Annotated in this window: 13 protein-coding genes; 7 read left to right on the forward strand and 6 right to left on the reverse strand. The window is 36.7% G+C overall.

Annotation, left to right across the window (positions count from 1 at the left end; translation table 11 throughout):
• Window positions 1-20: 20 nt before the first annotated feature.
• The 7 genes from EM308_RS09680 to EM308_RS09710 all read left to right on the forward strand — a co-directional run bounded on the left by EM308_RS09680 (window position 21) and on the right by EM308_RS09710 (window position 8,763).
• Window positions 21-986: a D-2-hydroxyacid dehydrogenase gene (locus tag EM308_RS09680; RefSeq protein ID WP_035634820.1), complete on the forward strand. Its 966-nt coding sequence runs from the start codon at window positions 21-23 to the stop codon at window positions 984-986.
• 107 nt (window positions 987-1,093) lie between these two features.
• Entirely contained in the window at window positions 1,094-1,651 is a 558-nt protein-coding gene (locus tag EM308_RS09685) for a DUF937 domain-containing protein (RefSeq protein WP_035634818.1), read from the forward strand.
• A gap of 288 nt (window positions 1,652-1,939) precedes the next feature.
• Entirely contained in the window at window positions 1,940-2,371 is a 432-nt protein-coding gene (locus EM308_RS09690; RefSeq protein WP_035634816.1) for a DUF6146 family protein, read from the forward strand.
• 192 nt (window positions 2,372-2,563) lie between these two features.
• Entirely contained in the window at window positions 2,564-2,866 is a 303-nt protein-coding gene (locus EM308_RS09695; RefSeq protein ID WP_035634814.1) for a DUF6787 family protein, read from the forward strand.
• A 173-nt stretch (window positions 2,867-3,039) separates the two neighbouring features.
• On the forward strand, window positions 3,040-4,911 hold the full coding sequence (locus EM308_RS09700) for a DNA topoisomerase IV subunit B (RefSeq protein ID WP_035634812.1): 1,872 nt from the start codon (window positions 3,040-3,042) through the stop codon (window positions 4,909-4,911).
• Between the two features lie 18 nt (window positions 4,912-4,929).
• Window positions 4,930-6,036, forward strand: coding sequence for a PDDEXK nuclease domain-containing protein (locus tag EM308_RS09705; RefSeq protein ID WP_035634810.1), 1,107 nt, complete (start codon window positions 4,930-4,932; stop codon window positions 6,034-6,036).
• Entirely contained in the window at window positions 6,037-8,763 is a 2,727-nt protein-coding gene (locus tag EM308_RS09710; RefSeq protein WP_035634808.1) for a DNA gyrase/topoisomerase IV subunit A, read from the forward strand.
• Between the two features lie 272 nt (window positions 8,764-9,035).
• Here the strand turns inward: EM308_RS09710 and fbp are convergent, their stop codons facing one another.
• The 6 genes from fbp to EM308_RS09740 all read right to left on the reverse strand — a co-directional run bounded on the left by fbp (window position 9,036) and on the right by EM308_RS09740 (window position 16,170).
• Entirely contained in the window at window positions 9,036-10,055 is a 1,020-nt protein-coding gene (gene fbp, locus EM308_RS09715; protein ID WP_035634806.1) for a class 1 fructose-bisphosphatase, read from the reverse strand.
• Window positions 10,056-10,089: 34 nt separating this feature from the next.
• Window positions 10,090-10,824: a rhamnogalacturonan acetylesterase gene (locus tag EM308_RS09720; protein ID WP_035634804.1), complete on the reverse strand. Its 735-nt coding sequence runs from the start codon at window positions 10,822-10,824 to the stop codon at window positions 10,090-10,092.
• Between the two features lie 21 nt (window positions 10,825-10,845).
• The gene (locus EM308_RS09725; protein ID WP_035634802.1) at window positions 10,846-12,195 is read right to left on the reverse strand and encodes a glycoside hydrolase family 28 protein; all 1,350 of its coding nucleotides are present in this window, start codon (window positions 12,193-12,195) and stop codon (window positions 10,846-10,848) included.
• A gap of 11 nt (window positions 12,196-12,206) precedes the next feature.
• The gene (locus EM308_RS09730) at window positions 12,207-13,103 is read right to left on the reverse strand and encodes a pectinesterase family protein (RefSeq protein WP_231926263.1); all 897 of its coding nucleotides are present in this window, start codon (window positions 13,101-13,103) and stop codon (window positions 12,207-12,209) included.
• Window positions 13,104-13,291: 188 nt separating this feature from the next.
• Window positions 13,292-14,923, reverse strand: coding sequence for a glycoside hydrolase family 43 protein (locus EM308_RS09735; protein WP_035634801.1), 1,632 nt, complete (start codon window positions 14,921-14,923; stop codon window positions 13,292-13,294).
• A gap of 14 nt (window positions 14,924-14,937) precedes the next feature.
• A complete protein-coding gene (locus EM308_RS09740; RefSeq protein WP_035634799.1) occupies window positions 14,938-16,170 on the reverse strand; it encodes a glycoside hydrolase family 88/105 protein in 1,233 nt (410 codons plus the stop codon).
• Window positions 16,171-16,172 lie beyond the last annotated feature (2 nt).

Consider the following 16,172-nt stretch of genomic DNA (forward strand, 5'->3'; position numbering starts at 1 on the left):
AATCTTTAAATAAAATTTGAATGAAAATATTAGCAAACGACGGAATTTCAAAAAACGGTATTGCAACTTTAGAAGAAGCTGGTTTTGAAGTTATCACAACAAAAGTGGCGCAAGAGCAAGTAGCCAATTATGTGAACAAAAATGATATCAGCGTTCTTTTGGTTCGCAGCGCCACAAAGGTTCGTGCAGCTATTATTGATGCTTGTCCCGGTCTTAAAATTATTGGACGTGGTGGTGTAGGAATGGATAATATTGATGTGGAATATGCCAAAAGCAAAGGAATACAGGTTATAAATACTCCGGCTTCCTCGTCTGAATCGGTTGCTGAGTTGGTTTTTGCCCATTTATTGACAGGTGTGCGATTCTTGCACGATTCCAACAGAAATATGCCTTTGGAAGGAGATACTAATTTTAACGGCCTGAAAAAAGCCTACGCAAATGGTATTGAACTAAGAGGAAAAACACTTGGAATTATCGGTATGGGACGTATTGGTAAGGCTGCCGCAAAAATAGCTATCGGACTTGGAATGAAAGTGATTTACAGTGATACAGATGTTCCGACAAAAGATATAAAAGTGTCTTTTTTTGATGGGCAGTCCATTTCGATTTCGCTTTCTTCACAATCTTTGGAGTCTTTATTTGAGGAATCTGATTTTATTTCGTTGCATGTACCGGCGCAAGACGATTATGTAATAGGGGAAAAAGAATTAGAAATGATGAAAGATGGAGTAGGAATCGTTAACTGTGCAAGAGGTGGAGCTATTGATGAAGTGGCATTGGTAAGTGCATTGGATAGTGGTAAAGTGTCATTTGCAGGATTGGATGTTTTTGAAAGCGAACCTAATCCGGAAATTGCTATTCTGATGAATCCTAAAATTTCATTGACACCTCATATCGGTGCATCTACCGAAGAAGCTCAGGATAGGATAGGGGTTGAACTCGCACATCAAATAATTAATTTGGTTAAAAAATCGGTGGTGAAATAATAGTCTTCAGATTTTTAATTTTATAAGTGGTAATTTGTTGGTTTTAATTAACAGATTGCCATTTTTTTTTTGACTAAATTTGATGTTTAACTTTAATCAAAAAACCTATGTTTGAGCAATTAACACAATTAGTACAGCAATTTGGTCAAGATGCAGTAGTAAACAACGATGCAGTTCCAAATGAACATAATGAAGCGGTTATGAGTGAAGCGGGAAATTCTATATTTTCGAGTTTGGAACAAATGGCTTCCGAAGGGGGAATTGAGAAACTTGCCGGATTACTACAAGGCAATAATGCTCAGGATCCTTCGAATCCGGCGGTTCAGCAAATTACGCAACAGCTTACAGGAAGTTTGGGAGAGAAATTTGGTTTGAGTAGTAGTGCAGCGTCTGGAGTTGCAGGAAGCCTGATTCCAAAAATACTAGGAGGATTGGTGGGCAAAGCCAATGATCCAAATGATAGTTTCCAAATAACCGATTTGATAGGGGCTATTTCAGGCGGTGGTGCTCAAACATCAGGAATTATGGACGCCATTTCAAAATACGGAACACAATTCGGACTTGATCAAAATGGCGATGGAAAAGTAGATATTAGCGATGCTGCTTCACTATCAAAAAACAGTGGTGGTATTGGAGGTTTATTAGGTAAGTTATTTGGGAAATAACCAAAAACTTTAGAAATATTTGAAAAGACATTTGCATACGTGTAAATGTCTTTTTTTTTTGTTATAGGGTGGTAGAGACGTTGCACTGCAACGTCTCTACGGTTTTATGGTCAAGGTATTTAATCAGAGAGAAATGACTTTTTAAAGCGATTGTTTCTAGATGGATTTGGTTGTAAAACGTATTAAAACAGTTTGAAAATGTCGTAACTTTGATAGGGTTTAAGAGTGGAATTTGATTAGAGTTTATTCTTAAAATCGTTTATTTATTTACTTAAAAACAGTCTTGAAATGAAAAATTTAATTGGCATATTGATTGTTTTTTTGATAATTATCGGGTGCAGTACTTCTAAACCTAATGTTGCAACTGCTGAAAAACCAAAAACAGGAGGTAATGACACCATCAAAATTGTCAATGAAGAATTGGAATATGAAGTGATTATCATTGAGCCAGGTTTTGATTTTTGGTTAGCTTCAACGGCATATCCCAGAGGTTATCTTTCACAAAGTTATATGGAAACCAAAAATTACCAATATGTTTTGGAGTGGAATAATCGCGTTCGTCAGCCGCAAATCTATTCTCCCAATTTATACGAAATGACAATAGATTACAGTCCCCACATTAATTACGGTTACGAAGTAAATTATTTGATTTACAATTATATGATTTTCTTTCAAAACAAATACAATCAAAGTTTGTACGGGCGTGTTCCACCAAGATAGAAGAAACAATCTAGAATTTATTTTTAAAAAGACATTTACCAGTTTGCAAATGTCTTTTTTCTTTGAATTTCTTTAGGATTTTTTTGTCATCATTCAGTCAAAAAAAGCATTCATTTTTTTCAAACAAAATGCGAATTGTCATAATTTCAACTATCAAAATCAGCTATATTTGCAAAAAGTATAAAATTAAAAATGAAAGGATTAAAACAACGATGGGGACTTACATCCAATTGGCAATTGGCCGTTATATTTGTTGTTTTTGCCATTACGGGATCGGCATCTGCCTGGTTGTCCAAGCCGGTTTGTTTGTGGTTGGGAATTGCCAAAGCTGACTTAGGTCATTGGTACACACCAATTCGATTGATTTTAATTTTCCCAATCTATCAGGTCTTGTTGGTGGCAATTGGTTTTCTTTTTGGGCAATTCAAATTCTTTTGGGCTTTTGAAAAAAAAATGCTCAAAGGGATGGGATTAGGATTCCTGTTTAAAGAATAATTTTTTTACTGCGTTCATCTGCAGTACCAATGCATTCTGTCAATATTATTTTTAATAACTTTGCTGTTTTCCTCTTTTTAATCTTGTCGAATTGCACTATATTAGCGGACTCGAGGTCTTTGCGAGAAGCAAAAGATTAAACAGAACGCAGTTAAATTCGCTAAAATCCCAAAATGTCAGATCAAAATCAATACACCGAAGATAATATCCGTTCTCTCGATTGGAAAGAACATATCCGTATGCGACCCGGGATGTACATAGGAAAACTTGGTGATGGGTCTTCGCCAGATGATGGTATTTATATTTTATTAAAAGAGGTTCTCGACAACTGTATCGATGAGTTTGTAATGGGCTCTGGTAAAACCATTGAGGTAAGCATCAAGGATAGAACAGTTAGTGTTCGTGATTATGGACGTGGAATTCCATTGGGAAAAGTTGTTGATGTCGTTTCTAAAATGAATACGGGAGGAAAATACGATTCGAAAGCTTTCCAGAAATCGGTTGGTTTGAATGGTGTCGGGACAAAAGCGGTTAATGCGCTTTCAAATTTTTTCCGTGTTGAATCGGTGCGTGAAGACAAGCAAAAAGTAGCCGAGTTTTCTGCAGGGAATTTAGTCTCAGAAGAAGATATAACCGAAACTACAAAGCGCAAAGGGACAAAAGTTACTTTTACGCCGGATGAAACTATTTTCAAAAACTACAAATTCCGTTTGGAATATGTGATAAAAATGGTCAAAAACTATTGTTACTTAAACAATGGTTTGACGATTATTTTTAATGGAGAAAAATATTATTCAGAAAATGGTCTTCGCGATTTATTGGAAGAAACTATCAATGAAGAAGATTTAGAATATCCTATTATTCATTTGAAAGATCATGATATTGAGATTGCGTTAACACACAGCAAGACACAATATAGTGAGGAATACCACTCTTTTGTCAACGGTCAGAATACGACACAGGGAGGAACGCATTTAGCGGCTTACAGAGAAGCACTTGTAAAAACAATTCGAGAGTTTTATAATAAAAATTTCGAAGCTTCGGATGTTAGGAAATCGATAGTAAGTGCTATTAGTATCAAAGTGATGGAACCTGTTTTTGAATCACAGACAAAAACTAAATTGGGTTCTACAGATATGGGTTCGGATGACGGTACGCCGCCGGTTTCAGTCCGTACTTTCGTAAATGATTTTATCAAAACCAAATTAGATAATTATTTACATAAAAATCCACCAACTGCCGAAGCTTTATTGCGTAAAATTCTGCAGGCAGAGCGTGAGCGAAAAGAGTTGTCAGGAATTAGAAAATTAGCGACAGACAGAGCCAAGAAAGCCAATCTTCATAATAAAAAATTAAGAGACTGCCGTGCGCATCTTCCTGATACCAAAAACCCTCGAAATCTAGAAAGTACACTTTTTATTACCGAGGGGGATTCGGCTTCCGGCTCGATTACAAAATCGCGTGATGTGAATACGCAGGCGGTTTTCAGTTTGCGTGGTAAACCTTTGAATTCATACGGAATGAGCAAAAAAATTGTGTATGAAAATGAAGAGTTCAATTTATTGCAGGCGGCTCTCGATATTGAGGACGGATTGGAAAAATTGCGTTACAATAATATCGTAATCGCTACTGATGCCGATGTCGATGGTATGCACATTCGGTTATTGTTGATTACTTTTTTCCTGCAGTTTTTCCCCGAGTTAATCAAAGAAGGACATTTGTATATTTTGCAGACACCACTTTTCAGGGTCCGAAATAAGAAAGAAACGATTTATTGCTATTCTGAGGACGAAAGAAAAGAAGCCATAGAGAAACTAAAACCAAAACCGGAAATCACCCGATTTAAAGGTTTGGGAGAGATTTCGCCAGATGAGTTCAAAAACTTTATTGGAGACACCATCCGACTTGATCCGGTCATGATGGACAAACATACTTCGATTGAGCAACTGTTGTCTTTTTATATGGGAAAAAATACACCGGACAGACAAGAGTTTATTATCAGGAATCTGAAGGTGGAATTGGATGTGATTGAAGAGGAGGTTTAAAATTTAATTTAGAACATATTGTCAGACAATCTTCAAAATAAAGCTTTGTTTTCTCAAGTAGCCGAATTATTGCAAAATGCTCGACAACAGGTTTTGCGTACCGTAAATTCAACAATGGTTTATGCCTATTTTGAAATAGGAAGAATGATTGTAGAAGAAGAACAAAACGGAAAAGACAGAGCCGAATATGGGAAACAATTATTAAAAGGCCTTTCTGAACAGTTGACTAATGAGTTTGGGAAGGGGTTTTCTGTTGTTAATTTAGAAAACATGAGGAAGTTTTATTTAGCTTACTCAATTTCCGAGACAGTGTCTCGGATTTTTCAAATTCAGAAATCCCAGTCAGTGACTGGGGAATTGGATGCTAAGATTTCTCAGTCACTGACTGGGGTTTTTGATAATCAAAAATCGAAGCCGCTGATTTCGTTTTTCAAATTGACTTGGACACACTATGTTTTTTTAATGCGAATCGATGATGAAAAAGAAAGACGTTTCTACGAAATAGAATCTGAAAAACACAATTGGAGCGTTCGCGAGTTAAAACGCCAGTACGATTCTGCACTTTATACACGATTGGCTTTGAGTCGGGACAAAGAAGGGATTTTAAAACTTTCGGAGCAAGGTCAGATTATAGAAAAGCCGAAAGACATTATCAAAGACCCTTATATTTTGGAATTTTTAGGATTGTCAGAATTACACCAATATTCTGAATCACAATTAGAAGAAGAAATAATCAATAAATTAGAGCATTTTTTATTGGAATTGGGACATGGTTTTACTTTTGTTGCCCGACAAAAAAGGATAACTTTTGATGATAAACATTTTCGAATCGATTTGGTTTTTTATAATCGAGTATTGAAATGTTTTGTTTTAATTGATTTGAAAATAGGAGAATTAAAACATCAGGATTTAGGACAGATGCAAATGTATGTCAATTATTACGACAGAGAGATGCGATTGGAAGATGAAAACAAAACAATTGGAATCGTGCTTTGTCAAAACAAAAGCGATTTGGTTGTAAAATATACTTTACCCGAGAATAACGAGCAAATATTTGCCAGCAAATACAAAACAATTCTGCCAAGCAGTGAAGATTTAATAAAATTAATTTCGGAATCAAAATAAATGAAAGACGAAGACGACGACAACATAATCCCGGCTGACGAAGATAATAATTCAGATGAAAATCCGATTGAAGACAATCAGGATGGAGATGACGATATTATCAACGTAGATGCCAAACATTTTGAAGGGCAGCATTTTTACGAAAACCAGGAAGAAGAAGGCGAAGATGTCATTACCAAAGTAACCGGAATGTACAAAGACTGGTTTTTGGATTATGCTTCATACGTAATTCTAGAGCGCGCCGTTCCTGCTATCGAAGACGGTTTTAAACCGGTTCAGCGTCGTATTATGCACTCGCTTAAAGAGTTGGATGATGGTCGTTACAATAAAGTTGCCAATGTAGTTGGGCACACCATGCAGTATCACCCACACGGAGATGCGAGTATTGGAGATGCAATGGTGCAAATTGGCCAAAAAGAATTGCTAATAGACTGCCAGGGAAACTGGGGAAATATTCTAACAGGAGATGGTGCAGCTGCTTCTCGTTATATTGAGGCACGTTTATCAAAATTTGCTTTGGAGGTTTTGTATTCTCCAAAAATTACCGATTGGGGAGTTTCTTATGACGGTAGAAAAGCAGAGCCAATTAATCTTCCGGTAAAGTTTCCGTTGCTTTTGGCACAGGGAGCTGAAGGAATTGCTGTTGGTCTTTCGACAAAAGTATTGCCTCATAACTTCAATGAATTAATTGAAGCTTCGATTAAAATTTTAAAAGGTAAGTCATTTACGCTTTATCCCGATTTTATGACTGCCGGTATTGCCGATGTTTCCAATTATAATGACGGATTGCGTGGCGGACGTGTACGTGTGCGTGCCAAAATTTCGCAATTGGACAAAAATACTTTGGTGATTACACAAATTCCGTTTTCGACTAATACTTCAAGTTTAATTGATAGTATTTTGAAGGCAAATGAAAAAGGTAAAATAAAAATCAAGAAAATTGAAGACAACACCGCTGCCGATGTTGAGATTCTGATTCATCTTTTTCCGGGTGTTTCACCAGACAAAACTATAGATGCGTTGTTTGCTTTTACGGCTTGTGAAACTTCGATAGCACCATTAGGATGCGTTATCGAGGATAATAAACCGTTGTTTATAGGTGTTTCTGAAATGTTGAAAATCTCAACACACAGAACGGTTGATTTGCTCAGACAAGAACTCGAAATTCATTTAGAAGAACTAAAAAACAAATGGCATTTTTCTACTTTGGAGAAAATCTTCATTCGTGAAGAAATGTACATCGATTTCAAATTGTACGGAGACAGAGAATCGCTTTACACCTATTTGTATGACCGATTTGAGCCTTTCAAGAAATCATTTGTCAGAGAAATTAATGATGATGATTTACACCGATTGACTCAGATTCCGATGATTCGTATTACCCGTTTTGACTCTGATAAAGCGGATGATCTTATCGCAAAATTGGAAGACGAAATGAAAGAGGTGGAATACAATTTGGAACACATTATAGACTTTGCGATTGCTTATTTTACAAAATTAAAAGAGAAATACGGAAAAGGAAGAGAGCGCCAGACCGAGTTGCGTAGTTTTGATAATATCGAAGCCACAAAAGTAGTTTTGAGAAATACTAAATTGTACGTAAACAGGGAAGAAGGTTTCGTGGGAACCAGTTTGAAAAAAGACGAGTATGTTACCGATTGTTCCGATATTGATGATGTAATTGTGTTTTTGCGCGATGGAAAAATGATTGTTACCAAAGTCGATTCAAAAACCTTTGTCGGAAAGGACATTATCCATGTTGCTATTTTTGACAAAAGCGATAAACGTACCATTTACAATATGATTTACCGTGATGGAAAATCCGGACCATCGTATATAAAGAGGTTCAACGTTTCGGGAGTTACCAGAGACAAAACCTATGATTTGACCAATGAAACTAATGGTTCGCAAACGCTGTATTTTTCGTGCAACCCGAATGGTGAAGCAGAAGTAATTACGATTTTGTTACGCCAGATTGGAAGTATTAAAAAATTGAAATTTGATATTGATTTTGCTTCTTTAGCAATCAAAGGAAGAGCTTCCAAAGGTAATTTGGTTACCAAATACCCAATCAAGAAAATCGAATTAAAAGAGAAAGGTATTTCAACTTTATTGCCAAGAAAAATCTGGTTTGATGATACTGTTCAAAGGCTGAATGTCGATGCAAGGGGAGAACTTTTGGGTGAATTTAGACCGAGCGATAAAATCTTGGTGATTTCACAAGCAGGAAAATTAAAAGTTATCACGCCTGAATTGACGACTCATTTTGATGAGGATATGATCGTTTTGGAAAAATGGATTCCTAAAAAACCAATTTCCGCCATTTATTATGATGGTGAAAAAGAAAGATATTATATCAAACGTTTCTTGGTGGAAACTGAAAATAAAGAAGATTGTTTTATATCAGAGCATGCCAATTCCAGACTGGAAATTGTGGCCACCGATTACCGCCCTGTAGCCGAATTGGTTTTCAATAAAGTAAAAGGAGTTCAAAAAGAAAATATGACTGTGGATATCGAGTCTTTTATAACTGTAAAAGGATTTAAAGCACTTGGTAACCAGTTGACGACCGATAAATTGAAACAAGTTAATTTGCTTGAATCTCTGCCTTATGAAGAACCAGAGGAAATTGTTCCGGAAGTGCACGAAGTAGATGGTGATACCGAAATTGAGGAAGGTGAAATCCAACTGGAAGATGACGGTCAGATTACTTTAAGTTTAGATTAAAAAAAGCTCCAGATGGCTGTCATGTGGACACAAATCCGACGCATCGTTTTTTTGAATAGGAGTTGGCTTTAGCCAACTCATTAGAATTAATCGTTTTCCGGCTTTAGGCAAAAGATTATTTAGATTTTGGCTAAAGCCAGATGCTTAACACTATTTTATTCCGTTGGCTTCAGCCAACGGCTATTCAAATCTAATCGATACTTTTTGTGTCCACACGGTAGCTCCAGATGGAGCTTTTTTAGTTTTTTAAAATATCTGAAATCAAAAATCTCTTAGTATTTACTAAGCTTTGCTTTTAGCATACAATCTTCAATTTTGTTAACCATATTGGTGCTTCCGCAAAAGAAAGCGGATCTTTCATGCAATGAAGTCGGTACAATTTCCATAACCCTGTCGAAACCATCAGAAGCTTTTCCTCCGGCTTGTTCAACTATAAATGCCATCGGGTTGCATTCGTACAAAAGTCTTAGTTTTCCTTTTACAGCTTTGGAACTGGTAGGATATAAATAGATTCCGCCTTTTATTATGTTTCTGTGAATATCAGAAGCCAGACTGCCAATATATCTTGACGTATAAGGCCTGTCTTCTTCTTCCAATTGGCAATATTTAATGTAGTCTTTTACGCCTTGCGGAAAATGTACATAATTCCCCTCGTTGACCGAATAAATAGATCCGTCAGCAGGAATTGTCATCTTTGGGTGGGACAGATAAAAAGAACCGATAGCAGGATTTAAAGTGAATCCGTTTACGCCGCAGCCCGTGGTGTAAACCAGCATGGTTGAGGTTCCGTAAATTACATATCCGGCGGCAACCTGATTGATTCCTGGCTGCAAAAAATCTTCTAAAGTAACAGGAGTTCCTATTGGAGTTATTCTTCTGTAAACCGAAAAAATGGTACCAACAGATACATTCACATCGATATTGGAAGAACCGTCCAAAGGATCCATCAAAAGAACATATTTATTGTTATGGCTTTTGTCACTGCCTTCAACCGTGATGAAATCGTCATTTTCCTCAGAAGCAATACCACATACAATTTCCCTGTTTATAAGAGTTTGTATGAATATTTCATTGGCATAAACATCTAGTTTTTGCTGGTCTTCTCCCTGAACGTTTTTTTCGCCAACACCACCGATGATATCTACCAATCCAGCTTTATTTACTTTATGGCTGACTACTTTGGCAGCCAATTTTATCGAATTGAAAATTCGAGACAATTCACCAGATGAATAAGGGAAATCTTTCTGATTTTCGATTATGAATTCTCCTAATGTTTTGTTGTTTTCCTGCATGTTGTAGTTGTTTTTTGTCTTGGTTTAAGTTACGTTATTTTTTGATATACTTTACGATGTCCAAATTGGTTTTTTTCAGTTCGTCGACAACAATTTTTGCGATGGCAGTTGCTCCTTTTGGAGAAAGATGAGTATCATCTGCTTTTCCATCAGGGTATATAGACAATTCTCCGGGTTTATAATGTAAGTGTAGTTCTTTGGATTTTTCCGGGCCGAATGATTGTTCCAGTAATTCGGTATAATATTGTAAGTCGATAAATGGGACTTTGTATTCCTGAGCCACTAATCGGGCTTCTAGCGGATAATCTCCGTGTGTGTCAATTAAGACTCCATTTTCATTAAAATTTCTACGAACAATAGAAGAAAATAAAACTGGAATAGCTCCTTTTGCTCGGCTTTCCTGCACAAAACGAATCAAATTATGACGATAGGCAGTATGCGGATTTGTGTAACGGGTAGAATCTTTGTCTTTTTGGTCATTGTGTCCAAATTGAATAAAAACATAGTCTCCAGGTTTTAGTGATTTATAAACAGCATCCCAACGTTTTTCATTGATAAAACTTTTGGTGCTTCGTCCATTTACCGCTCGGTTGTCTATGGTTATATTATCAGTAAAGAATTGTGGAAGCATTTGTCCCCAGCCACGCTCGGGATTTCCGTTTTCGATTGGTTTATTGGCCATTGTAGAATCGCCAATGGAATAGATTGTTTTCTTTTGTGCAAAACAATTAATTGATAATAGGCTCAGAATTAGTATAAAATGTTTCATTTTTATAGGGATTGAAAATTATTATTTAGCGGCTGATGGTGTTGTGGCTTTTTCGCCAATTATGACTTCGTTTATAGATACATTTTCAGAATTGGTGACGGTCATTCCGTTTTTTGCGGAAGCGATAGTAATGTTGTCCAATTTGATGTTTTCGACTTTTTTATTCGGATAGCCTTCTATCACGATTCCTGTATTGGTAACTTCGTTGCAGCTGATATTTGAAAAAGAAATATCCGAAATTTTTGAAGGATTCAAACCGCTGCCTTCCCCGTGATAATTTGCGGTTATGAAAATACAGTCTTCCACTTTTCCAAAAGCCAGATTATTGAAATAAATGTTTTTGATGGAACCGCCTCGATCTGAATTTGTTTTTATGAAAATGCCTCTTTTTAAATAACCACGGAATTTGCTGTTTTCAACATATACATTGCGAACTCCTGCCGACATTTCGCTTCCAATAACTATTGCATGAAGTCCTTTGAATTCACAATTTCGGATTACGATATTTTCAGAAGGTGTTTTGGAATTACTGCGTCCTTCATCATCTCTTCCCGATTTGATGGCAACGTTATCATCGGCATTGTCAAATTGAATATTTTCAATTAAAATATCACTCGAATATTCAGGGTCGATACCGTCATTATTGTAATTGTGGGCATTGTATTTCAGTCCGCGCAATGTTATGCTTTTGCTTTTTAGCAAATGAATGCACCAAAAAGGAGCATCCTCGATTTGGATATTTTCGAAAAGAAGATTTTTTGAATTAACAAACTGAATCAGTTGTGGTCTTAGGTAATGGCCTTCGCCAAAAATTCGCTCCTTGACAGGAGTGTTTTTATGGTTCATTTCTCGGGTCAGCATTTGATCTTTCTTTTCGAGTTCTTTCCATTTATTCCAAGTGTTTTTGGCTTCGCCGTCAATAATTCCGTTTCCGGTGATGGCGACATTCTGAACGTTGTTACCGTATATCATAGGACTGTAATTGTAAAGCATCGTCCCTTCCCAGCTGGTTAGAACCAATGGATAATCTTTTGGATTGGAACCAAATCTAATTTTGGCACCATCTTCCAAATGCAATTTTACGTTACTCACAAAATGAATTGGGCCGTTTAGGGTATAAATTCCTTTTGGAACAATGATTGTGCCTCCGTTGTTTTTTTTACAAAGTGCCATTGCTTTGTCAAAAGCAGGTTTGGCATTGCTGATGGAATCTCCTTTGGCGCCTAGTTTTGTTACTTCAATTTTGTACGAAGGAACAATAGGCAATTGAATTCGTTTGACGATTGCGTTGACACTGTCTGAAGGAAAGATGTTGTTTTGGGCAAAACAACCCAGCGAAAAAAGGAATATAACGACGAATTTATATTTCATAGCGTCTAGTCTTAGTTAGTTTTCAAATACCATTTCTTTGTCGCATTTGGTATATCCGAATCCAATATGTTTTCGATAGTATATTTTTTGGCTTCAGCATCTTTTAATTGATACGACCATGAAACTCTTTTTTGAGGTTGATAGCCTTCGCCAGTGCATTTGTATTCAGCGTAAAAACAACTTGTTGTAGTATCAGATTTTGACCAAGCGCTCCATCCTTCAGGAAGAATATGTTTACCTATTTCACAGCTTATATAAACAGTTTTGGCAAAAGGTCTCCAAGGTCTTCCAAGATAGGCTTTGGTCACTTTTTCGTCTGCGGTAAGTTTACAGTTTTTAAAAACATATCCGTAGGCAATTCCGCTTTGTGTAGATGCAGCGGTGGCATACGAGTCACTTTTACTATGAATTGTGCAATTTTCGAATAAGGCAGTGGCATCGCCAAATATAAAATCGGTGGTACCTTCGATATAGCAATCTTTAAAATAGTTTTTATTTCCTTCACCCGAAGTGTAAAGCGTGTCCTGGTTTCCTAGGAATGAACAGTTGCTAAATTGCACTCTGTTTGCATTAACGCTCACAGCAACCGCCTGCCCGACGGGACCCGAAGTGTTTTTTATGGTTATATTTTTTGCAAAAAAATCATTTCCATCGACCAAGAGTGTTGGCGTATAAAAAGTACTGTTTCGCCCCAAATTTATTTTTCCGAAATAATCATCATAAGTAAGTATTGTTTTTTCACGGCTTTCGCCAATAAATGAAATTTGGGTATTCCAGGCGTGTACTTTTACTTTTTCATAATAAGTGCCATCTTTTATGAATATGGTGATTCTTTTTGCTGGATATGATTTGGCAGAATTTACCGCTTCCTGAATGGTTGTGAAATCACCAGTACCTTTTTGATCCACAGTGATGTTGAATTCATCTTTTAGAGCAACTTCAGTCTTTTTTTTTGAGAAACTAGTTTTTCTGTTTTATTTTCATTTGTGGCAGAACTCTCTTTTTGATTGCTGAGTTGAGAAAACGTTTTTGTATGCCATGTAATTAATAGTGTAAACAGAATTATTATTTTTATTTTTTTCATTTATAAAAATGTTTATTTTGTTATTCTGAACCAATCAATGGCGACATTTCCGGCATCATTGATTATACCTTCCCTAAGTGCAACAAAGCCTATTTTTGCTCCTATCCATTTACCTTCTCTTGCTGTAAAACTTTCACCAATCGGGGTGAAATTTTTTCCATCTTCACTGTAGAAAAAGTCGCAAATTCCGCCAGGTTTTACTTTTGCTTGCAGATAAATTGTTTTGTTTGTTATCTGAACTGCTTTTCCTTCGGTTTCAGTTCCTTTTCTATCGACTTTTTTGGCCGTTTTTTGCGAAAGAAATAATTTACCATCAACTTGTTTCAAGCATAAAAAACTATAGTCCAATCCCATAATTACCAATCCAGTATATTCTCCGTCAAATCTTGAGTTGAAAGTGATTTTTGTAGTAGCGGTAAAGGTATTGGCAGGTAGTTTTTGCAATAATAAGTTTGGAACATCGTATAAACTTGTGGCATCTTTTGGTACAGGAATACAGTTCAAACTATAATATCCCATTGCCGTTGGCAACCCCCAAACAATCTGTGGATTTGCGTGCCATTGCCATTGCAAACCTAATTTTGGTGTATTGAATTCGTCACTTTCCGGAGGTGTTTCAATAGGGAAAGATTTTTTTCCAACGTTAGGCTTTTTATACGTCATAACCGGTTCGCCTATGCCGTTTTTGTCTTCATCTGTGCCAATAACTGGCCAGTCATTTTCCCATTTCATTGGTTGTAGGTGAACAACTCTTCCATAAGCAAATTGATCCTGAAAATGGATAAACCAATCTTCTCTGGTTTGTGTTTGTACCCAAGCTCCCTGATGTGGTCCATTTATGGAAGATTTTCCCTGATCCATAACTTTTCTTTTTTCATAAGGGCCAAAAACGTTTTTGGATCTCATAACAATCTGCCATCCTGTGGCCACTCCGCCGGATGGAGCAAATAGGTAGTAATAACCGTTTCGTTTGTGAAATTTAGGGCCTTCAACAGTTGGTTCATCGGGATGACCATCGAGAATCATAATATCATCATTGTTGGCGTGGGAACCTTCGGTATTCATTGTACAAACGGCCAACGCACTTTTTATTCCGGCTCGGCTTCCTGCAAAAGCATAGGCCAAATACGTTTTTCCGTTTTCATCCCAAAGTGGAGTAGGGTCAATGAGTCCTTTTCCTTCTTTAACCATTACAGGTTCAGACCAAGGCCCTTCGGCTTTTTTGGCTTTAACCATATAAATACCAAAATCAGGATCAGGATAATAAATGTGAAATTCGTTGTTGTGGTAGCGGATGCAGGGTGCCCAAACACCATTTCCGTGTTGGACTTTGTTATAAACATTCAAAGGTTTTTGTACAGAAAGGGCGTATCCGATTAGTTTCCAGTTGACCAAATCTTTGGAGTGAAGAATTGGCAGCCCCGGAATGCAATTAAAAGATGAAGCCGTCATGTAATAATCATCACCAACCCGAATTGCATCCGGATCTGAATAGTCGGCATAGAGGATTGGATTTTTGTAGGTGCCATCTCCATTGTCGGCTACCCAGACTTGTGAATATTGTTTATCGTTCTTTTCCTGAGCAGTTGCCATTTGCATGACAATGCTCAGTAAAAGTATAGGAGTTATTTTTGAAAGTTTCATTTTATGAATATTGTTTATCTGTTCAATTCCAAAGCAGCAAGAATAAATGGTCCTGTAGCTTTAGGATCATTGTCTTTTTTCTTTTCATTCACATAATATTCATAAGAACCATCTCTGTATGGAGTACCTCCTAAACCAGCTACTTGACAGGCTTGAGTCAGGGTTATTGTTCCGTCAGCATCAACTTTTATCAATTGTTTTGTTAAACCATCAAAAGCTTTATTGGCTAATTTTTTAAATTTTGCTGGTAAATAGCCTTTATTAGCACCTTTTGCAAAAGCATAAGCAAACATGGATGAACCGGATGCTTCCAGATAATTTCCTTTTTCGCCACCTTTGTCAGTTACCTGATACCATAAACCTGATTTATCTTGATATTTGGCTAAGCTTTCGCAGGCATTATTCAGGTAGCCAACTAATTCTTTTTGTTTTGGATGATTTTTCGGGAAGTAATCCAAAACGTCTACCAGCGCCATTACATACCATCCGAGAGCTCTTGACCAGAAATTTGGTGAGTTTCCGGTTTCTTTATTTGCCCAAGGCATTTGTTTGCTTTCGTCCCAACCATGATATAATAATCCAGTTTTTGGGTCGGTGGCGTGCATCTGAATTTGTTCGAATTGTTTGGCTACATCATCAAGATTTTTTCCGTTTTCGAAAGTGACAGTATATTGGGCATAAAAAGGTTCACCCATGTATAAACCGTCTAGCCACATTTGGTTTGGATACACTTTTTTGTGCCAAAATCCGCCACTTTTCGTTCTTGGGTGGCTTTCCAATTGTTTTTTTAGCGTTTGCATTGCTGTCAAATAGTGATTGTCGTTTGTTTTTTTGTAAATATCAAACAGTAAACGACCGGCTACGACCATATCAATATTGTAGTTTTCTAATTCATAGGTTTTGATTGTACCGTCTGCATTGACCAAAGCATCGGCATAACCTTTTACATATGCAGTGTATCTCGGGTCAGGATTTTTTTTATATAATTCTTCAAAAGAATGTAAGACCAAACCGTGAACATAGTCCCATTTTGGGGCTTTGGCATCATCAATCATGAAGGCTTGAGGATGGCGTTTCATCAATGTCAGAGCCATTTTATCTGACCATTTCATGTTTGATGAAACTTTAATTTGATTTTGAGATTCTACATTCTGTGCAGGTTGTTGCGCAACAGTTTTACAACTGAGAAATGTAACCGAAATGAAAAGTAGAGTTGCCTTAAAAAAGTATTGTTTACAATTTACCATAA

This window comes from Flavobacterium gilvum, from assembly GCF_001761465.1.
GTDB lineage: Bacteria > Bacteroidota > Bacteroidia > Flavobacteriales > Flavobacteriaceae > Flavobacterium > Flavobacterium gilvum.

Excerpts from the sequence above, each read along its gene's own strand:
- EM308_RS09720 (WP_035634804.1), bottom strand. The coding sequence starts at position 10,824 with ATGAAACATTTTATACTAATTCTGAGCCTATTATCAATTAATTGTTTT.
- EM308_RS09680 (WP_035634820.1), top strand. The coding sequence starts at position 21 with ATGAAAATATTAGCAAACGACGGAATTTCAAAAAACGGTATTGCAACT.
- EM308_RS09710 (WP_035634808.1), top strand. The coding sequence starts at position 6,037 with ATGAAAGACGAAGACGACGACAACATAATCCCGGCTGACGAAGATAAT.
- fbp (WP_035634806.1), bottom strand. The coding sequence starts at position 10,055 with ATGCAGGAAAACAACAAAACATTAGGAGAATTCATAATCGAAAATCAG.
- EM308_RS09690 (WP_035634816.1), top strand. The coding sequence starts at position 1,940 with ATGAAAAATTTAATTGGCATATTGATTGTTTTTTTGATAATTATCGGG.
- EM308_RS09695 (WP_035634814.1), top strand. The coding sequence starts at position 2,564 with ATGAAAGGATTAAAACAACGATGGGGACTTACATCCAATTGGCAATTG.
- EM308_RS09700 (WP_035634812.1), top strand. The coding sequence starts at position 3,040 with ATGTCAGATCAAAATCAATACACCGAAGATAATATCCGTTCTCTCGAT.
- EM308_RS09725 (WP_035634802.1), bottom strand. The coding sequence starts at position 12,195 with ATGAAATATAAATTCGTCGTTATATTCCTTTTTTCGCTGGGTTGTTTT.
- EM308_RS09740 (WP_035634799.1), bottom strand. The coding sequence starts at position 16,170 with ATGGTAAATTGTAAACAATACTTTTTTAAGGCAACTCTACTTTTCATT.
- EM308_RS09685 (WP_035634818.1), top strand. The coding sequence starts at position 1,094 with ATGTTTGAGCAATTAACACAATTAGTACAGCAATTTGGTCAAGATGCA.
- EM308_RS09735 (WP_035634801.1), bottom strand. The coding sequence starts at position 14,923 with ATGAAACTTTCAAAAATAACTCCTATACTTTTACTGAGCATTGTCATG.